The 15,758-nt window shown below is 59.4% G+C and carries 16 protein-coding genes and 1 riboswitch; of the genes, 5 read left to right on the top strand and 11 right to left on the bottom strand.

The features are described from left to right. Nucleotides 1-4: 4 nt before the first annotated feature. Nucleotides 5-1,159 (bottom strand): class I SAM-dependent methyltransferase, encoded by a 1,155-nt coding sequence (locus tag ACYCZ5_RS08500; RefSeq protein WP_461544364.1) that lies wholly within the window; start codon nucleotides 1,157-1,159, stop codon nucleotides 5-7. An 86-nt stretch (nucleotides 1,160-1,245) separates the two neighbouring features. On the opposite strand from ACYCZ5_RS08500, the gene ACYCZ5_RS08495 reads away from it, so the two are divergent. Both ACYCZ5_RS08495 and ttcA read left to right on the top strand, forming a co-directional pair. Further along, nucleotides 1,246-1,986: a pteridine reductase gene (locus tag ACYCZ5_RS08495; RefSeq protein WP_461544363.1), complete on the top strand. Its 741-nt coding sequence runs from the start codon at nucleotides 1,246-1,248 to the stop codon at nucleotides 1,984-1,986. 98 nt (nucleotides 1,987-2,084) lie between these two features. Further along, nucleotides 2,085-2,936: a tRNA 2-thiocytidine(32) synthetase TtcA gene (gene ttcA / locus ACYCZ5_RS08490; RefSeq protein ID WP_461544362.1), complete on the top strand. Its 852-nt coding sequence runs from the start codon at nucleotides 2,085-2,087 to the stop codon at nucleotides 2,934-2,936. Nucleotides 2,937-3,058: 122 nt separating this feature from the next. On the opposite strand, the gene ACYCZ5_RS08485 is transcribed toward ttcA, so the two are convergent. The 9 genes from ACYCZ5_RS08485 to metK all read right to left on the bottom strand — a co-directional run bounded on the left by ACYCZ5_RS08485 (nucleotide 3,059) and on the right by metK (nucleotide 11,699). Continuing rightward, nucleotides 3,059-3,514, bottom strand: coding sequence for a NanQ anomerase/TabA/YiaL family protein (locus ACYCZ5_RS08485; protein WP_461544361.1), 456 nt, complete (start codon nucleotides 3,512-3,514; stop codon nucleotides 3,059-3,061). After that, nucleotides 3,511-4,107 carry a lipid A 1-phosphatase LpxE gene (gene lpxE, locus ACYCZ5_RS08480; protein ID WP_461544360.1) on the bottom strand — a complete coding sequence of 199 codons (597 nt, stop codon included), beginning with the start codon at nucleotides 4,105-4,107 and terminating at the stop codon, nucleotides 3,511-3,513. Before lpxE ends, ACYCZ5_RS08485 begins: the two co-directional genes overlap by 4 nt. Nucleotides 4,108-4,116: 9 nt before the next feature. Then, nucleotides 4,117-5,742 (bottom strand): phosphoethanolamine--lipid A transferase EptA, encoded by a 1,626-nt coding sequence (gene eptA / locus ACYCZ5_RS08475; protein ID WP_461544359.1) that lies wholly within the window; start codon nucleotides 5,740-5,742, stop codon nucleotides 4,117-4,119. A gap of 9 nt (nucleotides 5,743-5,751) precedes the next feature. Beyond that, the gene (locus ACYCZ5_RS08470) at nucleotides 5,752-6,300 is read right to left on the bottom strand and encodes a cytochrome b (protein ID WP_461544358.1); all 549 of its coding nucleotides are present in this window, start codon (nucleotides 6,298-6,300) and stop codon (nucleotides 5,752-5,754) included. Between the two features lie 71 nt (nucleotides 6,301-6,371). Beyond that, complete coding sequence (gene trhP / locus ACYCZ5_RS08465) at nucleotides 6,372-7,709, bottom strand: prephenate-dependent tRNA uridine(34) hydroxylase TrhP (RefSeq protein ID WP_461544357.1); 1,338 nt, start codon at nucleotides 7,707-7,709, stop codon at nucleotides 6,372-6,374. Nucleotides 7,710-7,728: 19 nt separating this feature from the next. Further along, nucleotides 7,729-8,571, bottom strand: a complete 843-nt coding sequence (gene metF / locus ACYCZ5_RS08460) for a methylenetetrahydrofolate reductase [NAD(P)H] (protein ID WP_461544356.1) — start codon at nucleotides 8,569-8,571, stop codon at nucleotides 7,729-7,731. Then, nucleotides 8,540-8,929 carry a phage holin family protein gene (locus ACYCZ5_RS08455; protein ID WP_461544355.1) on the bottom strand — a complete coding sequence of 130 codons (390 nt, stop codon included), beginning with the start codon at nucleotides 8,927-8,929 and terminating at the stop codon, nucleotides 8,540-8,542. The genes metF and ACYCZ5_RS08455 overlap by 32 nt, the downstream gene beginning before the upstream one ends. A gap of 71 nt (nucleotides 8,930-9,000) precedes the next feature. After that, nucleotides 9,001-10,404: an adenosylhomocysteinase gene (gene ahcY / locus ACYCZ5_RS08450; protein ID WP_461544354.1), complete on the bottom strand. Its 1,404-nt coding sequence runs from the start codon at nucleotides 10,402-10,404 to the stop codon at nucleotides 9,001-9,003. A gap of 26 nt (nucleotides 10,405-10,430) precedes the next feature. Then, a riboswitch (S-adenosyl-L-homocysteine riboswitch) is annotated at nucleotides 10,431-10,521 on the bottom strand. Between the two features lie 14 nt (nucleotides 10,522-10,535). Next, nucleotides 10,536-11,699 carry a methionine adenosyltransferase gene (gene metK, locus ACYCZ5_RS08445; protein WP_461544353.1) on the bottom strand — a complete coding sequence of 388 codons (1,164 nt, stop codon included), beginning with the start codon at nucleotides 11,697-11,699 and terminating at the stop codon, nucleotides 10,536-10,538. An 81-nt stretch (nucleotides 11,700-11,780) separates the two neighbouring features. Between metK and ACYCZ5_RS08440 the strand changes: the two genes are divergently transcribed. The 3 genes from ACYCZ5_RS08440 to ubiD are packed head-to-tail and all read left to right on the top strand — an operon-like array spanning nucleotide 11,781 to nucleotide 14,976. After that, entirely contained in the window at nucleotides 11,781-12,647 is an 867-nt protein-coding gene (locus ACYCZ5_RS08440; RefSeq protein ID WP_461544352.1) for a lysophospholipid acyltransferase family protein, read from the top strand. Next, the gene (locus ACYCZ5_RS08435; protein ID WP_461544351.1) at nucleotides 12,644-13,513 is read left to right on the top strand and encodes an LpxL/LpxP family acyltransferase; all 870 of its coding nucleotides are present in this window, start codon (nucleotides 12,644-12,646) and stop codon (nucleotides 13,511-13,513) included. Before ACYCZ5_RS08440 ends, ACYCZ5_RS08435 begins: the two co-directional genes overlap by 4 nt. Beyond that, entirely contained in the window at nucleotides 13,513-14,976 is a 1,464-nt protein-coding gene (ubiD, locus tag ACYCZ5_RS08430; RefSeq protein ID WP_461544350.1) for a 4-hydroxy-3-polyprenylbenzoate decarboxylase, read from the top strand. The genes ACYCZ5_RS08435 and ubiD overlap by 1 nt, the downstream gene beginning before the upstream one ends. Before the next feature lie 4 nt (nucleotides 14,977-14,980). Here ubiD and ACYCZ5_RS08425 read toward each other — a convergent pair whose 3' ends face one another. After that, nucleotides 14,981-15,709 (bottom strand): hypothetical protein, encoded by a 729-nt coding sequence (locus ACYCZ5_RS08425; RefSeq protein WP_461544349.1) that lies wholly within the window; start codon nucleotides 15,707-15,709, stop codon nucleotides 14,981-14,983. Nucleotides 15,710-15,758 lie beyond the last annotated feature (49 nt).

Here is a 15,758-nt window from a genome sequence, read left to right as displayed (position 1 = left end):
CCGCTTACAGCATGCGTGAACGGTCGCCGGACATGAAGTTGTGCAGCGGCGCATCGATGCCTTTGCCCATCACCAGAACTTTGAACAGTTCGCCCATCTCGGCCGGGCTGGTGAGCTTCTGCACTTGCTTGGAGAGCGGCAGGTATTCACGCACGTTCTCGGGCGAGACTTCGCCGAGCAGATCGGGCAGGCCGTTGTTGAGCAGGAAGTGCGCCTGTGTGGTGTAGCCGAGCAGGTGTGCGCCGTAGTCGATGGCAGCTTCGGCGGCGGCAGTGAAATCGACATGCGCGGTGATGTCCTGCAGGCCGGGCAGATAGAAGGGGTCGTCGTGCGAGTGATGGCGGTAGTGGCACATCAGCGTGCCGCGATGGCGTTGCGGGTGGTAATACTCGCGTGCGCCGAAACCGTAGTCTATGAACAGCAACACGCCGCGTGTGAGACGCTCGGCCAGACTGGACACCAGGCCGCGCGCAGTGAGTGACACTTCGCTCAGGTAGTCGTCCGGTACGGCGATGCCTTTGGCGATGTCATGCAAAGTTTCGTTCTGCGGCAGGCGATCGGACCAGACGAAACGGTTGCCCTCGGCAGCGACGCCGCGCTCCATGATCTGCCCCTCGTTCCAGAACACCAGATGTACCGGCAGTGCGTCCAGCACTTCATTGCCGAACACAGCGCCACTGATGGTGTCGGGCAAGGCGTCCAGCCATTGGATGCGCGCGAACAGGTGCGGCAGTTGCTCCTGGAGCAGTTGCTGCTGGCGTCCGCGCAGGTCGGCGCTCACTTCGAGGATGGAATAAGTGTCGGGCAGGCTGCCAAGGCGTTCCAGTTCGCGCAGGATGTCCAGCGCCAGCTTGCCGCTGCCCGCGCCCAGTTCGAGGATGTGCGGGGTGCTGGTCTGCATCACGGCCTGCAACTGGCGCGCCAGTGTGCGGCCGAACAGCGAAGAGATCTCAGGTGCGGTGACGAAATCGCCCGATTCGCCGAACTTGCGCGCCCCGGCGGTGTAATAGCCCAGCCCCGGTGCATACAGCGCCAATTCCATGAAGCGCGAGAAGGGTATCCAGCCGCCCTGACTCTGGATGTCGTTGCGGATCAGCTCGCACAGGCGTGCGCTGTGGGCCAATGCATCGGTGCTGGGGGGCGGGAGGTTAACTTGCATGCTCGGGTATAATCTTGCGAGACGGCAGAGATCTACTGCGCGGCTCGTAGGTGTTGATGATGGGCCAAAGTTTAGAGGGGTTTCCGATGCAGGGCAAAACAATATTAGTCACCGGTGGTGCGAAGCGCGTTGGCGCGGCCATCGTGCGCCGTTTGCATGCGGCGGGCGCGAACGTTGCCATCCATTTCCGCAGCTCGGCCTACGAGGCCTTTGCGCTGCGCGGTGAACTGAACGACTTGCGCGAGAACTCCGCCATCAGCGTGCAAGCCGATCTGCTGGAGACCGGCACGCTGCCGCGCATGGTGAAAGAAGTGGTGCAGCATTTCGGTCATCTGGATGCGCTGGTCAATAACGCATCTAGTTTCTATGCCACGCCATTGGCCGAGATCGATGCCACGCAATGGAACGATCTGGTAGGCACCAATTTGCAGGCGCCGTTGTTTCTGGCGCAAGCTGCCGCTGCCGAACTGCGCCGCCAGCATGGTTGTATCGTGAACATCGTGGATATCCATGCCGAGCGTCCGATGCACGGGCATCTGCTGTACAGCGTGGCCAAGGCCGGTCTGGTGGCGCTGACCAAGGGCCTTGCGCAGGAACTGGCACCACAGGTGCGCGTGAACGCGGTCGCGCCTGGTGTCATCGTGTGGCCGGAAGGTGCAGACTGGGACGACGAAGAGAGACGCCGCAAGATCGTGGCACATACCCTGCTCAAACGCGAGGGCAGCCCGGACGACATCGCCAAGGCGGTGCGATTCCTGATCGCCGACGCGCCATACATCACCGGGCAAGTCATCGCGGTGGACGGCGGGCGCAGTATCAATCTTTAACGACCAAAATCTTTTTCCGCAGATTGCGCGGATTACAAAGATTAAACTGTCTGAAATCTGCGTAATCTGCGGATAGAACTTTGATTTTATATTTTCATATGAACGACATCGTACAACCCATCCATTTCGAACATCACTCCACCAATTTCAACCGTCTCAAGGGGCGCTTGGAAAGTTCGGTCGGCAAAGCCATCGGCGACTTCAACATGATCGAGGACGGCGATGTGGTGATGGTGTGCCTGTCCGGCGGCAAGGATTCCTATACGTTGCTGGATATCTTGCGGACGTTGCAGAAGCGCGCGCCCATCGACTTCAAGTTGATCGCGATGAACCTCGATCAGAAACAGCCGGGATTTCCCGAAGATGTATTGCCGAATTACCTGAAGAACCTCGGTGTCGATTTCCATATCGAAGCACAGGACACCTACTCCATCGTCAAAGAGAAGATCCCCGAGGGTAAGACCACCTGTTCGCTGTGCTCGCGTCTGCGCCGCGGCATCATCTACAAGGTGGCGGGCGAACTGGGCGCGAACAAGATCGCGCTGGGGCATCACCGCGACGACATGGTGGAGACGTTATTCCTAAACATGTTCTTCGGCGGCAAGCTGAAGGCCATGCCGCCCAAGCTGGTGACCGACAAGGGCGACCATGTAGTGATCCGTCCGCTCGCCTATTGCGCCGAGAAGGACATCGCCCGCTACGCGCGCGGCATGGAGTTCCCCATCATCCCCTGCAACCTGTGCGGCTCGCAGGAGAACCTGCAGCGCCAGAACATCAAGCAGATGCTGACCGACTGGGAGCGCCAGTATCCGGGACGTTCACAGACCATCTTCACCGCCATGCAGAACGTGCGCCCCTCGCACCTTCTGGACGGCAGCCTGTTCGACTTCAAGGGTATCAAGGCGGGAGATAGCGTCGCCGAGGGCGACGTGGCGTTCGACGACCACTAGCCTTCCGTCATTCCAGCGTAGGCCGGAATCCAGCAGGTTTGTTCAAAATGCCTTTGGTTTTGTCATGCGTTGCAGGAATCTGCATTTGACTGGATTCCCGCCTGCGCGGGAATGACATGCGACTAGGCGGGATTTACCGCCACCTTGAAGATCACTTTGCGCACCGTGCCGGTTCCCACCAGCGGTGCGTGCGCATCCTCTGGGAAGAAGATGCAGAAATGATCCGGCGGCACCGGCACGTATGAAGCCGGTGCATCGTGGAAGAAACGGATGTCCTTCTCGGCACTGTGTTCGCTCACCGGATTCAGGCAGTCCGCCAGCGGTTTCCATCCCATCGTCTCGTCACCTTCCAGCACCAGTTGGATGTCGATGTAACGTCGATGCGCTTCCAGCTTCGCCATCTCTTTGGTCTTTGCTGGCACCTGTTCCACGATGGCGATCAGCTCGTCACCGATGATGGGATAGCGTCCCGGTGCGAGGCTGAAGAAATCGGTGCTGCGAATGTGTGCGAAGGCACGGGCGAACAGCGGGTGCAGTGCTTCGTAACGCTCGGACTGGGAGAGGGCGGAGAGGATCATGGCGTGGTCTCTTCTGGTTTTTTCTTTCGATAGGGCGAGGTGAACCACGCGGCGCAGATGAAGCCGATCAGGCAACCGGCGAGCACGGCGGAGAGCGTGTGGGCGTCCAGCATCAGGCGTGCGCCCATGGTGAGCAGCAGGATGGGCAGCAGATAGAGCAGGTGCCAGGCACCGTAGCGGCGCGCCACGAAGTACACGGCGCATGACGACATCGACGAGTGGCCGGAGGGCATGTTGTGGCGGCTGTCTGGCGCGTAGGGGCGTTCACCGATGCGTGTGCCGCCGACCTCAACATCATTGACGATGCGTTTCAAGCCTTGTGTGGCGACGGTGGCGGTGACGGCCAGCGCGAGCAGTTGCACCATGCCTTCCTTGTCACGCAGCAGCAGCGGCATGGCGACCTGGGCGATGGTATTGACGAAGCGCAGTTTGGTTTCGGTAGGCTCGACCCAGAATGGTCGCTCGGCATTCAGTGTCTCGCGATAGCTGGCAAGGTCGGACGGATAGAACACGCAGACCAGCAGACTCAGCATGCAGGCGGCGATGAAACCCATCGGGCGTTTCTTCGGCAGAGAGTCGCGCCAGGTGCTCAAGCGGTTTCCTTATCGTTTCTTGTTCGCGGCATCGGTGAAGATGTCCAGCTTGGGGTCATAGATGTCGCTGCGCAGATCGAATGCGCCCATGATGCTGTGGAACACCGTCTGCTGCGCATGCTTGGCATGCGACAGCGCCGCATCGGCTGCCAGCGTCTTGTGTTGCTTGAACGCGTCGGACATCCACACGATGTAGGGGATGTCCTTCTGCACGTCGGGCGCCAGCGAATACGGGGTGCCGTGCAAGTATAAGCCATACTCGCCTAGCGATTCGCCGTGGTCGGAGATGTACATCATCATCGTCTGTGCATCCGGGATCGCGCGCAGCACGGAGATGGTCCCGGACAGGAAGCGGTCGGTGTAGAGGATGGTGTTGTCGTAGGCATTGGTCACTGTGTCGGGCGTGCAGTCCTGCAATTGCACCGAGCGGCACACAGGGGTGAACTGCTCGCCGTCCGCCGGATAATGGTTGTAATAATCCGGGCCGTGGCTGCCGGACTGGTGCAGTACGACGAACACCTTGTCGCTGGCGGTGTCGGCGATGCGCTGCGTCAGGCCGGTGAGCAGCACTTCATCGTAGTCGCAATGCGGACCACTGCAGCTGCTGCGGATGTCGGTGTCACGCAGATAGGTATGCACCTTGAGCGGCGGTTCGCCCCAGTTGCGCGTGAGCCAGATAGTGTCTATGCCGCTGCGCTGCAGATAGCTGGGCAGCGCTTCGTGGCTGTGGAACAGCGTGTTGCCGGTGTCGACATGCGAGAGCATGCATTGCAGCGAGGCAGTGGTGTAGGTGGAGCAGGCACGCGCGGCACGCAGGGCGGTGACGCCTGCTTTCTGCAGTAGGGGATTGGTGTCGCGCGCATAGCCGTACAGCGAGAAGTTCGCCGCGCGGGCCGATTCGCCGATCACCAGCACTACTATGGTCTTGCCTTGTGCGGTGAAGTGCGCGGCGGGTAGTAATTCTAGTTCGCGCGACTGCATGGCTTTTTCCGTCTGATAGCGCGTCGCGTTGATCACATACGACCAGGGCAGGATCATGCCGCCCAGTTTGCGTCCGTGCTTGTCTATCCATAGCCAGCTCTGCGCGTTGCCATATAGCCAGCCGATGCCGACTACGAACGAGAGCAGCAGGGCGGCGATGGTGCGCAGGCGCGACACATGCCGGATGGTGACACGCGAGATCAGCCAGGCGGGCAACACGCCGAACAGCAGCACATGCCACAGGAACGAGTAGCTGAGATAGCTGCCCGCTTCGCTGGTGTTGGTGTTGAACACGTTGCCCATCATCGCCTTGTCCAGCACGACCTGATAGGCCTGGATGAAATACAGCGCGAAGGCATTGCTGAACACGATCAGCATCGCCAGCGGTTTGAGCAGCCGTTGCGATACCAGCGCGAACAGGAACATCGCCAGTACCGTCAGCAGCATCACCAGCACGAACAGCGTCACCAGCGTGAGGGTGCTCGGCAAAGTGAGCGGGGCGAGGTCTTTGACGGCGAAGGAATACAGCGGCAGGTGATACAGCACGCCGTTGAGCGCGGCGAAGATCAGGATGAACTTCGTCGCGCTCGGATTGAAGCCTGTGCGCCGGTAGAGCGCGGTCAATCTTTCTGCTATCTGGTCACGCAGGCTCATGCAGCGGGTTCATTTCTTTTCCGGCAGCATGCGCGTCATGGTGTTGTCGCGCACGATGAAGTGGTGATAGAGCGCCGCCACGAAATGCGCGCCGATCAGGAAGTAACCGGCGCTGCCGACGAATTCATGCACTTCCTTGATCTGCTTGGCCAGTTCTTTGTCGGTATCGATCAGTGCGGGCAGTTCCAGTCCGAAGAAGGGGATGGGTTTACCGGCGGCACTGAGCAGCAGATAGCCGCTGATCGGCATGGCGATCATCAACACATACAGCGCCAGATGCAACAGCTTGCCGGCGAGTTGCTGGATCTTCTCAGGTTCGGGCGTGATGGCGGGGGCGGGGCCACTCAGGCGCGCGGCGATGCGCGGCAATACCAGCACGAACAGCAATATGCCGAGCATGAAGTGCCAGGATTTCAGCATCTCGCGCGGGTCGCTGCCTTTCTCGAACAGTTCGCGCAGTTCGATGCTGCCGTACACGCCGACGAACACCAAAAACATCAGCCAGTGCAGGCCGATGGAAAGTGAACCGTAGCGCAGGGTTGTGTTATGCCAATTCATCGTTCGTCTCCTGATGGGTTATAAGGGGCGGCGCTGTAGACAAACAGGATCCCGTGGAGTTCAAAGGGAGATCAAATAAAGCGCGCGATCATGCCGTTAGCCAGATCGCCCTGCATCGGAATGCGCACATGGTGGCCGCTGCCCGGTGCAACGGAGAGCGCTTCGCCATCCAGATTCGTCATCTCGCTCAGCTCGACGATGCTGTTGCCGGAGGGATGGATGATCTCCAGCTTGTCGCCGACAGAGAACTTGTTCTTCACGGCAATCTTGGCCATGCCGTCCGCGCAGGCGACGATATTGCCGACATACTGCTGGCGGAAACTCTCGGAGTGGCCGCGCATGTAGTTCTGCTGCTCGTGCGTATGGTGGCGCTCGTAGAAGCCGTCGGTGTAGCCGCGGCTGGCGAGTGCATCCAGTGCTCCCAGCAGCTTCAGGTCGAAAGGACGGTTCTTCATCGCATCGTCGATGGCCTGACGGTACACCTGCGCGGTACGCGCCACGTAGTAGATGGACTTGGTGCGGCCTTCCACTTTCAGCGAATCGATACCGATCTTCACCAGTTTCTCAACATGCTCCACTGCGCGCAGGTCTTTGGAGTTCATGATGTAGGTGCCGTGCTCGTCTTCCAGCACGGGCATCAGTTCTTCCGGATGGTCAGGTCGTGAGATCATATACACGCGGTCGGCCAGCGGATGGCGCGGTTGCGAACCGCAATCGGACAGTGCACTTTCACCCAGTGCCTTGTCGAAATCGAAGTCGATCTTCTGGATATGCCCCGTACCGTCTTCGGCGGCGTTTTCCACCTTGTAATCCCAGCGGCAGGAGTTAGTGCAGGTGCCCTGATTGGCGTCGCGATGGTTGAAGTAGCCGGACAGCAGGCAACGACCGGAATAGGCGATGCACAGCGCGCCGTGCACGAACACCTCCAGCTCCATGTCCGGGCATTGCTGGCGGATCTCTTCGATCTCGTCCAGTGACAGTTCGCGCGACAAAATGACGCGCGACAGGCCGATGGACTTCCAGAATTTCACCGCCGCGTAGTTGACGGTGTTGGCCTGCACCGAGAGGTGGATGACCTGCTCCGGCCACTTTTCGCGCACCATGGCGATCAGGCCGGGGTCGGCCATGATCAGCGCATCCGGTTTCATCCTGATGATGGGCTCCATGTCCGCCATGTAGGTCTTCAGCTTGGCGTTGTGCGGCATCAGATTGCTGGCGACGTAGAACTGCTTGCCCAGCGCATGTGCTTCTTCGATGCCCTGCGAAAGCTGCTCCATCATGAACTCGTTGTTGCGCACACGCAGCGAGTAACGCGGCTGGCCGGCATACACCGCGTCTGCACCGTAGGCGTAGGCGGTGCGCATCTTTTCCAGTGAGGCGGCGGGCAACAACAGTTCGGGTTTCTTCATGGTTTCAACTTGCTTAAAATTACGCGCGATAGCCCAGACGTTGCAGGATATCGATGGAGGCCTTGGCCTGATTCAGGGTGTAGAAATGCAGTGCGGGCGCGCCGCCCGCGATGAGCTTCTCGCACAGTTGGGACACGACATCGAGACCGAAGTTCTGCACCGACTCCACATCGTCGCCGTAGCCTTCCATGGTCTTGCGCATCCAGCGCGGGATCTCGGCGCCGCACATGTCGGAGAAGCGCGCCAGTTGCGAGTAACGCACGATGGGCATGATGCCGGGCACGACGGGCGCTTCCACGCCCAGCTTGCGTGTCTCTTCCACGAAACGGAAGTAGGCGTCGGCGTTAAAGAAATACTGCGTGATGGCAGAGTTCGCACCCGCGTTGATCTTGCGCTTGTAGTTGAGCATGTCTTCGCGTGCCGAATTCGCCTGCGGATGGAACTCCGGATAGGCGGCCACTTCGATATGGAAGTGTTCCCCGGTCTGCGCGCGGATGAAACTCACCAGCTCGTTGGCATACTGGAACTCGCCGATGCTGGCCATGCCGGAAGGCAGGTCGCCGCGCAGGGCGACGATGCGCTTGATGCCCATATCCTTATAGATGTTCAGCAGCCCGCGGATATTCTCGCGCGTGCTGCCCACGCAGGAAAGGTGCGGGGCGGCGCTGTGACCTTCCGCGTGGATCTGCTTAATGGTCTCCAGCGTACGGTCCTGCGTGGAACCGCCTGCGCCGAATGTGACGGAGAAGAACTCCGGCTTGAATGCGGCCAGCCGTTGGCGTGCGGCAGTCAGTTTGGTGGCACCCTCCGGCGTTTGCGGAGGGAAGAATTCAAAGCTGATCGGGGTGGTTGGATTTCCCATGTTTCCTCACCAATAGTTGTGCGGCGGCTGCGGACAGCGCCCATGAAAATATACTGAACAGCAGGGCACCCAACACGGCATGCCAGAAACTGTCGACCACGAAACCGCGCAGGATGGAGCCCGCGAACCAGAACATCAGGCCATTGATGACCAGGATGAACAGTCCCAATGAAAGCACGGTGACCGGCAATGTCAGCACCAGGAAGATCGGTCTGATCAATGTGTTCACCAGCCCCAGCACCAGCGCAGCCACGAAGGCGGCCATGAAACCGTCCACATGGATACCCGGCACGAAGCTCGCCACGGCGATCAACGCCAGTGAGTTAAGGCTCCAGATGAGTAGTAGTCGTAGCAGCATATTCCCAAGATACAAGTTAAGAGGGGCGAACCTGACGTCCGCCCCTCGCCATCATACCTGCAAGTCGTTAATCAATAACGATAGTGGTCGGCCTTGTACGGGCCTTCCTTCGGTACGTTGATGTAGGCGGCTTGCTGGTCGGTCAGTGTGGACAGCTGGGCGTTGAGCGTCTTCAACTGCAGGCGCGCGACCTTTTCGTCCAAATGCTTGGGCAAGGTGTACACGCCCACCGGATATTTGCCGGAGTCACGTTCTGTCCACAGTTCGATCTGGGCGATGGTCTGGTTGGCGAAGGAAGAGGACATCACGTAGGACGGATGGCCGGTGCCGCAACCGAGGTTCACCAGGCGACCTTGCGCCAGCAGGATGATGCGCTTGCCATCGGGGAAGATGACGTGGTCGACCTGCGGCTTGATCTCTTCCCACTGGTATTGTTCCAGCGAGGCGACGTCGATCTCGTTGTCGAAGTGACCGATGTTGCACACGATGGCGTTGTTCTTCATCTTCTTCATGTGGTCATGGGTGATGACGTGGAAGTTGCCGGTGGTGGTGACGAAGATGTCGCCGTGTTCGCAGGCGTAATCCATGGTGACCACGCGGTAGCCTTCCATCGCGGCTTGCAGCGCGCAGATCGGGTCGATCTCGGTCACCCAGACCTGTGCGGACAATGCGCGCATGGCTTGTGCCGAACCTTTGCCCACATCGCCGTAACCGGCGATGACGGCGATCTTGCCGGCAATCATCACGTCGGTGGCGCGCTTGATGCCGTCCACCAGTGATTCGCGGCAGCCGTACAGGTTGTCGAACTTGGACTTGGTGACGGAGTCGTTGACGTTGATGCCGGGGAACTTGAGTTCGCCGCGTTCATGCATCTGGTACAGGCGGTGCACGCCGGTGGTGGTCTCTTCGGTCACGCCTTTGATCGCGGCGAGACGGGTGGAGTACCAGGTCTTGTCCTGTGCCAGCTTGGCCTTGATGGATGCGAACAGGCAGGTCTCCTCTTCCGAACCTTGCTTGCTGATCAGCGATGCGTCTTTTTCAGCGCGTGCGCCGAGGTGCAGCAACAGTGTGGCGTCGCCGCCATCGTCCAGGATCATGTTGGACAAGCCGCCGTCCGCCCATTCGAAGATGCGGTGGGTGTAGTCCCAGTATTCAGCCAGTGTCTCGCCTTTGACCGCGAACACAGGTGTACCACCGGCGGCGATAGCTGCTGCAGCGTGGTCCTGCGTGGAGAAGATGTTGCACGAAGCCCAGCGCACTTCCGCACCGAGCGCCTTCAGCGTCTCGATCAGCACGGCGGTCTGGATGGTCATGTGCAGGCTGCCTGTGATACGTGCGCCTTTGAGCGGTTGGGTCTTGGCGAACTCTTCGCGGATAGCCATCAGGCCGGGCATCTCGTGTTCGGCGATAGCGATCTCTTTGCGGCCCCAATCGGCCAGTTTGATATCAGCGATTACGTAGTCTTGAGTAGACATAAAGCACTCCATTCATTCGATAAGTTGATGAATGGGCGCCGTTGCTACATGTTGAACCATCCTCGCCGAGCCTGACAGGTCCACCTTGCGGTGACTGCTGCAGCGCCCCTCGGCGGGATGGGTGATACGAATTACAGTCCTGCGTCAGCCCTCAGTGCGGCAGCCTTGTCGGTGGCCTCCCAGCGGAATTCTGGCTCTTCACGACCGAAGTGGCCGTAAGCGGCGGTCTTCAGGTAGATCGGACGCAGCAGGTCGAGCATCTGCACGATGCCTTTCGGACGCAGGTCGAAATGGCGTTTCACCAGCTCGGCGATCTTCTCATCGGACACTTTGCCCGTGCCATAAGTGGTGACCATGACGCTGGTTGGCAGTGCAACGCCGATAGCGTAGGAGATCTGGATCAGGCACTTGTCGGCCAAGCCGGCGGCGACGATGTTCTTCGCCACGTAACGGCCCGCGTAGGCAGCGGAGCGGTCGACCTTGGACGGGTCCTTGCCGGAGAATGCGCCGCCGCCGTGCGGGGCTGCGCCACCGTAGGTATCGACGATGATCTTGCGGCCGGTCAGGCCGCAGTCACCCTGCGGGCCGCCGACGACGAAACGACCGGTCGGGTTGACCAGATACTTGATGTCGCCTTTGATCAGTTCCTTGGGCAAGATCGGTTTGATGATCTCTTCGATGGCCGCTTCGCGGATCTGCGCCAGCGTCATCTCGGGCGCGTGCTGGGTGGAGAGCACCACGGTGTCGATGCGGTCCGGCACGCCGTCCACATATTTGACGGTGACCTGCGACTTGGCATCCGGGCGCAGCCAGTTCAAACGACCGTCGCGGCGCAGTTGCGCCTGGCGTTCGACGATGCGGTGCGACAGGTGGATAGGCAGGGGCATCAGCACGTCGGTCTCACGGCAGGCGTAGCCGAACATCAGACCTTGGTCGCCGGCGCCTTGGTCGAGGTTGTCGTCGTAGGCTTGGTTCACGCCTTGCGCGATGTCCGGGCTCTGTTTGTCGTAGGCCACCAGTACGGCGCAGCCTTTGTAATCGATACCGTATTCGGTGTTGTCGTAGCCGATGCGCTTGATGGTGTCGCGCGCGACCTGGATGTAGTCGACGTTCGCTGAAGTGGTGATCTCACCCGCCAGCACGACCAGTCCGGTGTTGCACAGCGTCTCTGCCGCGATGCGGGAATGTGCATCCTGCGCTAGAATCGCGTCCACGATGGCATCGGAGATCTGGTCTGCTACCTTGTCCGGATGGCCCTCGGACACGGATTCGGATGTAAAGAAAAACTCGCTCATGGCTCTCCGTCACTTCTTCAATAGTTAAATGGGCGCGCAGTATATCAAATCCCCCGCCAGTCAATTTATGGGTTTTCTTGAATGACCTTGCTATTCGACCTTTTTGCCCGCCTCCCGTTGCCCTTGCTATACCGCTTGGGCGGCCCGTTCGGCTGGCTGGTCTACTGGTCGTCCGGGCGCTATGCGGCACGGCTACGCGAGAATCTGCGACTTGCCAAGCTTGCCGATTCGGATTCTGAGTATCGAAAGCTGTTGCATGCCAATATCCGCGAAGCAGGCAGGGGCGTGCTGGAACTGCCCTGGGTATGGCGTCGTCCCCTGCAGCAAGTGGTCGACAGTGTGGTGGCATGCCATGGCTGGGAACATATCGAGACTGCGCAGGCAGAAGGCAAAGGCGTGATCATGCTGACGCCGCATATTGGCTGCTTCGAAGTGATCGGTCTCTATCTGGCTGAGAAGTTTCCGATGACCTGCATGTATCGTCCGCCACGCTACCCCTCGCTCGACAAGTTGATGCATCAGGGCCGCGAGCGCGGCCAGATGCAACTGGCGCCGACCGATCTGGGCGGGGTGCGTCTGCTGCTTAAAGCGCTCAAGCGCGGTGAGGCCATCGGGGTGTTGCCGGATCAGGCGCCGGGCAACGGAGAAGGGGAATGGGCACCATTCTTCGGGCGGCCAGCCTACACCATGACACTGCTGGGGCGGTTGGTCCAAGCCAGTGGTGCTTCAGTGGTGATGTGCCTGGGTGAGCGACTGCCACGCGGCGCGGGCTATGCTCTGCATATCTCACCGCTGAGATTTGATGCGGAGGTTTCTGTGCCCGTGCAGTTGAATGCGGCGCTGGAAACATTGATACGCCAATATCCCGAGCAGTATCTGTGGAGCTATAACCGTTACAAAGTGCCGCGCGGTGCGAATCCGCCTGCAGTTGAAGGGAATGCCGAATGATGGTTCGTCTGGGTGTATTCATCCTGTGGTTGATCCACTTCCTGCCTTTTCGCGTGATCGTCGCTATCGGTAATGTAATGGGTATGTTGAGCTATCTGTTGGCCGGCGAGCGGCGCAGAGTGGGCGACATCAATCTCAAATTGTGCTTCCCGGATATGGGCGAAGCGGCGCGCGCGCAATTGTTGCGCGACCATTTCAAGATGTTTTTCCGTGGCCTGATCGAGCGCTGCATCCTGTGGTGGTCCAGTGCTGAGCGCATCAACTCATTGATCCGAGTGGAAGGTGTGGAACATTTCGAGGCAGTGAAGGGGCAGCCCATGATCCTGCTCACGCCGCACTTCGTCGGCATGGACGCAGGCGGGCAATGGGTGGCGCAACAGGTGGATACCGTGTGCATGTATGCGAATCAGAAAAGTCGTTACCTGACCGAGTTGTTATTGCAGAAGCGCGCGCGTTTCCGCGACCAGCGACTGTATTCGCGGCAACAAGGGCTGCGTCCCATCCTGAAAGGCATGCGCGATAACCTGCCTTTCATCTATCCGCCGGATCAGGATCAGGGCGTGAAGGATGGTGCGTTCATTCCGTTCTTCGGAGTGCCTGCGGCGACCATGACTTCATTGCCGCGCATCGCGCAGATGACCGGCGCCAAGGTGGTGCCGAGCATCACGCGCGTGCTGCCGGGTGGCGGCGGATATGTGCTGACCTTCTATCCGGCATGGGAGAACTATCCGAGCGGTGATGATATCGCAGATGCGCGCCGCATGAACGAGTTCATCGAACAGCGCGTGCTGGAGATGCCGGAACAGTATTTCTGGTTGCACAAGCGGTTCAAGACGCGCCCCGAGGGCGAGGAAAGGTTCTACTGATGGAATATAAAGACCTGCGCGATTTCATCGCACAACTGGAAAGCATCGGCGAACTCAAACGCGTCACTGCACCGGTCTCCACACATCTCGAGATGACCGAGATCTGCGACCGCGTGTTGCGCGCGCAGGGACCGGCGCTGCTGTTTGAGAACGTCGCCGGCCACAACATGCCGGTGCTCGCCAATCTGTTCGGTACGCCACGCCGTGTGGCACTGGGCATGGGCGAGGAAGATATCGGTGCGTTGCGCGAAGTGGGCAAGTTGCTCGCCTATCTGAAAGAGCCGGAGCCGCCCAAAGGTCTGAAAGATGCGTGGGATAAATGGCCAATCCTCAAGCAAGTGATGACCATGTCGCCCAAAGTCTTGTCATCGGCGCCATGTCAGGAAGTGGTGTGGGAAGGCGCGGATGTCGATCTTTCCAAGCTGCCGATCCAGCATTGCTGGCCCGGCGACGTTGCGCCGCTCATCACTTGGGGATTGGTAGTGACACGCGGGCCGAACAAGGCGCGCCAGAACTTGGGCATCTATCGCCAGCAGGTGATGGGGCCGAACAAGGTGATCATGCGCTGGCTGGCGCATCGCGGCGGTGCGCTGGATTTTCGTGATCACTGTGAGAAGAACCCGGGGCAGCCGTATCCGGTCGCGGTCGTGATCGGCGCAGACCCGGCGACCATACTCGGTGCAGTCACGCCGGTGCCCGATTCATTGTCCGAATATCAGTTCGCGGGATTGTTGCGCGGTAGCAAGACCGAACTGGTGAAGTGCATCGGTAGCGACTTGCAAGTACCTGCTTCCGCCGAGATCGTGCTGGAAGGCGTGATTCATCCGGACGAAATAGCGCTGGAAGGGCCATACGGCGACCACACCGGTTATTACAACGAGCAGGACAAGTTCCCTGTGTTCACCATCGAGCGCATCACCATGCGTCGCGACCCGATCTATCACAGCACCTATACCGGCAAGCCGCCCGACGAACCGGCGATGCTGGGCGTGGCGCTGAACGAAGTGTTCGTGCCGCTGCTGCAAAAGCAATTCCCCGAGATCGTGGATTTCTATCTGCCGCCGGAAGGCTGTAGCTATCGCATGGCGGTGGTGAGCATCAAGAAACAGTACGCCGGGCACGCCAAGCGTGTGATGTTCGGTATCTGGAGTTTCTTGCGCCAGTTCATGTATACCAAGTTCATCATCGTGGTGGACGACGACATCGATGTGCGTGATTGGAAAGAAGTGATGTGGGCGATCACCACGCGCATGGATCCGGTGCGCGACACTTTGCTGGTGGAGAACACGCCGATCGACTATCTGGATTTCGCTTCACCCGTGAGCGGTCTCGGCGGCAAGATGGGACTGGACGCCACCAACAAGTTCCCAGGCGAGACGCAACGCGAATGGGGCGCGCCTATCGTGATGGATGCGGCGGTGAAAGAGAAAGTTGATGCGATGTGGGGTGCATTGGGGCTGTAGCCATTCAGAAAGGGTGGCGCAACTCCAAACCAATTTCAGTAGTTTTGTTGTGTGGCTCCCAGCCAGTGCTTGTGGTGGGAACACCATACCGAACGATGGTGTTGTGGTTTGATTCGGCGATGTTCCAATAATGCAGGTACGGTCCTGCTGACCATCTGGCGGTTACGTAGGACAGTCGCAACTTCATGCCGTAACCCTCCGTCTGTTTGCTGTCGAGGTCACTGTAGCCGAGGCCGGCATCCGATAGTTTGCTGAACTGGTTCCCGGACAGAAGGTGGTCGTATTCGAGCGATCCGAGCATCTCGTCACCACTATGCAGGCCAGTACGGAAGATGATGCCCACTGGCAGATAGATATAGGTGCTCTCGCGCCGGTATCCTGCGTGGCCCGTGCTGGTGATGCCGCGCCCATCATTGAGCAGGAAGCGGTAGCCGAGACCGGTATAGGTGGAGATCGTGGCGGTCTTGAGTAACCAGTCGCGGCCGATCAGTGCTCGCCCTTCGAAATACCAGTCCGGTTCTCCGCTGCTGCTGCCTGTGCTGTTGCTGCTGTAGTCGACGGTCCCGCCCGCATAGCGTAATTCACCGCGCAGGAAAGTTAGGCGCGCCGAATATGCCTTGGTCGCGCGCAGCTCGATGCCACTCTTGAGGCCTTTCAATGACATCAGGCCGGGTTCTTCGTACTTATATGAGCCGAGAGATAGGCTGATCTCGTTGCCTGTCTGGGTCGTCATTGGATCAGCCCGACTTATGGTTGGTAATGTCAGTATCAGAATGGCGATC

Source organism: Sideroxydans sp. (assembly GCF_054604835.1).
This window is presented reverse-complemented; position numbering and strand designations above follow the sequence as displayed.

Coding starts and splice junctions, on each gene's coding strand:
- ACYCZ5_RS08500 (WP_461544364.1), bottom strand. CDS start 1,159: ATGCAAGTTAACCTCCCGCCCCCCAGCACCGATGCATTGGCCCACAGC.
- ACYCZ5_RS08495 (WP_461544363.1), top strand. CDS start 1,246: ATGCAGGGCAAAACAATATTAGTCACCGGTGGTGCGAAGCGCGTTGGC.
- ttcA (WP_461544362.1), top strand. CDS start 2,085: ATGAACGACATCGTACAACCCATCCATTTCGAACATCACTCCACCAAT.
- ACYCZ5_RS08485 (WP_461544361.1), bottom strand. CDS start 3,514: ATGATCCTCTCCGCCCTCTCCCAGTCCGAGCGTTACGAAGCACTGCAC.
- eptA (WP_461544359.1), bottom strand. CDS start 5,742: ATGAGCCTGCGTGACCAGATAGCAGAAAGATTGACCGCGCTCTACCGG.
- ACYCZ5_RS08470 (WP_461544358.1), bottom strand. CDS start 6,300: ATGAATTGGCATAACACAACCCTGCGCTACGGTTCACTTTCCATCGGC.
- trhP (WP_461544357.1), bottom strand. CDS start 7,709: ATGAAGAAACCCGAACTGTTGTTGCCCGCCGCCTCACTGGAAAAGATG.
- metF (WP_461544356.1), bottom strand. CDS start 8,571: ATGGGAAATCCAACCACCCCGATCAGCTTTGAATTCTTCCCTCCGCAA.
- ACYCZ5_RS08455 (WP_461544355.1), bottom strand. CDS start 8,929: ATGCTGCTACGACTACTACTCATCTGGAGCCTTAACTCACTGGCGTTG.
- ahcY (WP_461544354.1), bottom strand. CDS start 10,404: ATGTCTACTCAAGACTACGTAATCGCTGATATCAAACTGGCCGATTGG.
- metK (WP_461544353.1), bottom strand. CDS start 11,699: ATGAGCGAGTTTTTCTTTACATCCGAATCCGTGTCCGAGGGCCATCCG.
- ACYCZ5_RS08440 (WP_461544352.1), top strand. CDS start 11,781: ATGACCTTGCTATTCGACCTTTTTGCCCGCCTCCCGTTGCCCTTGCTA.
- ACYCZ5_RS08435 (WP_461544351.1), top strand. CDS start 12,644: ATGATGGTTCGTCTGGGTGTATTCATCCTGTGGTTGATCCACTTCCTG.
- ubiD (WP_461544350.1), top strand. CDS start 13,513: ATGGAATATAAAGACCTGCGCGATTTCATCGCACAACTGGAAAGCATC.
- ACYCZ5_RS08425 (WP_461544349.1), bottom strand. CDS start 15,709: ATGACGACCCAGACAGGCAACGAGATCAGCCTATCTCTCGGCTCATAT.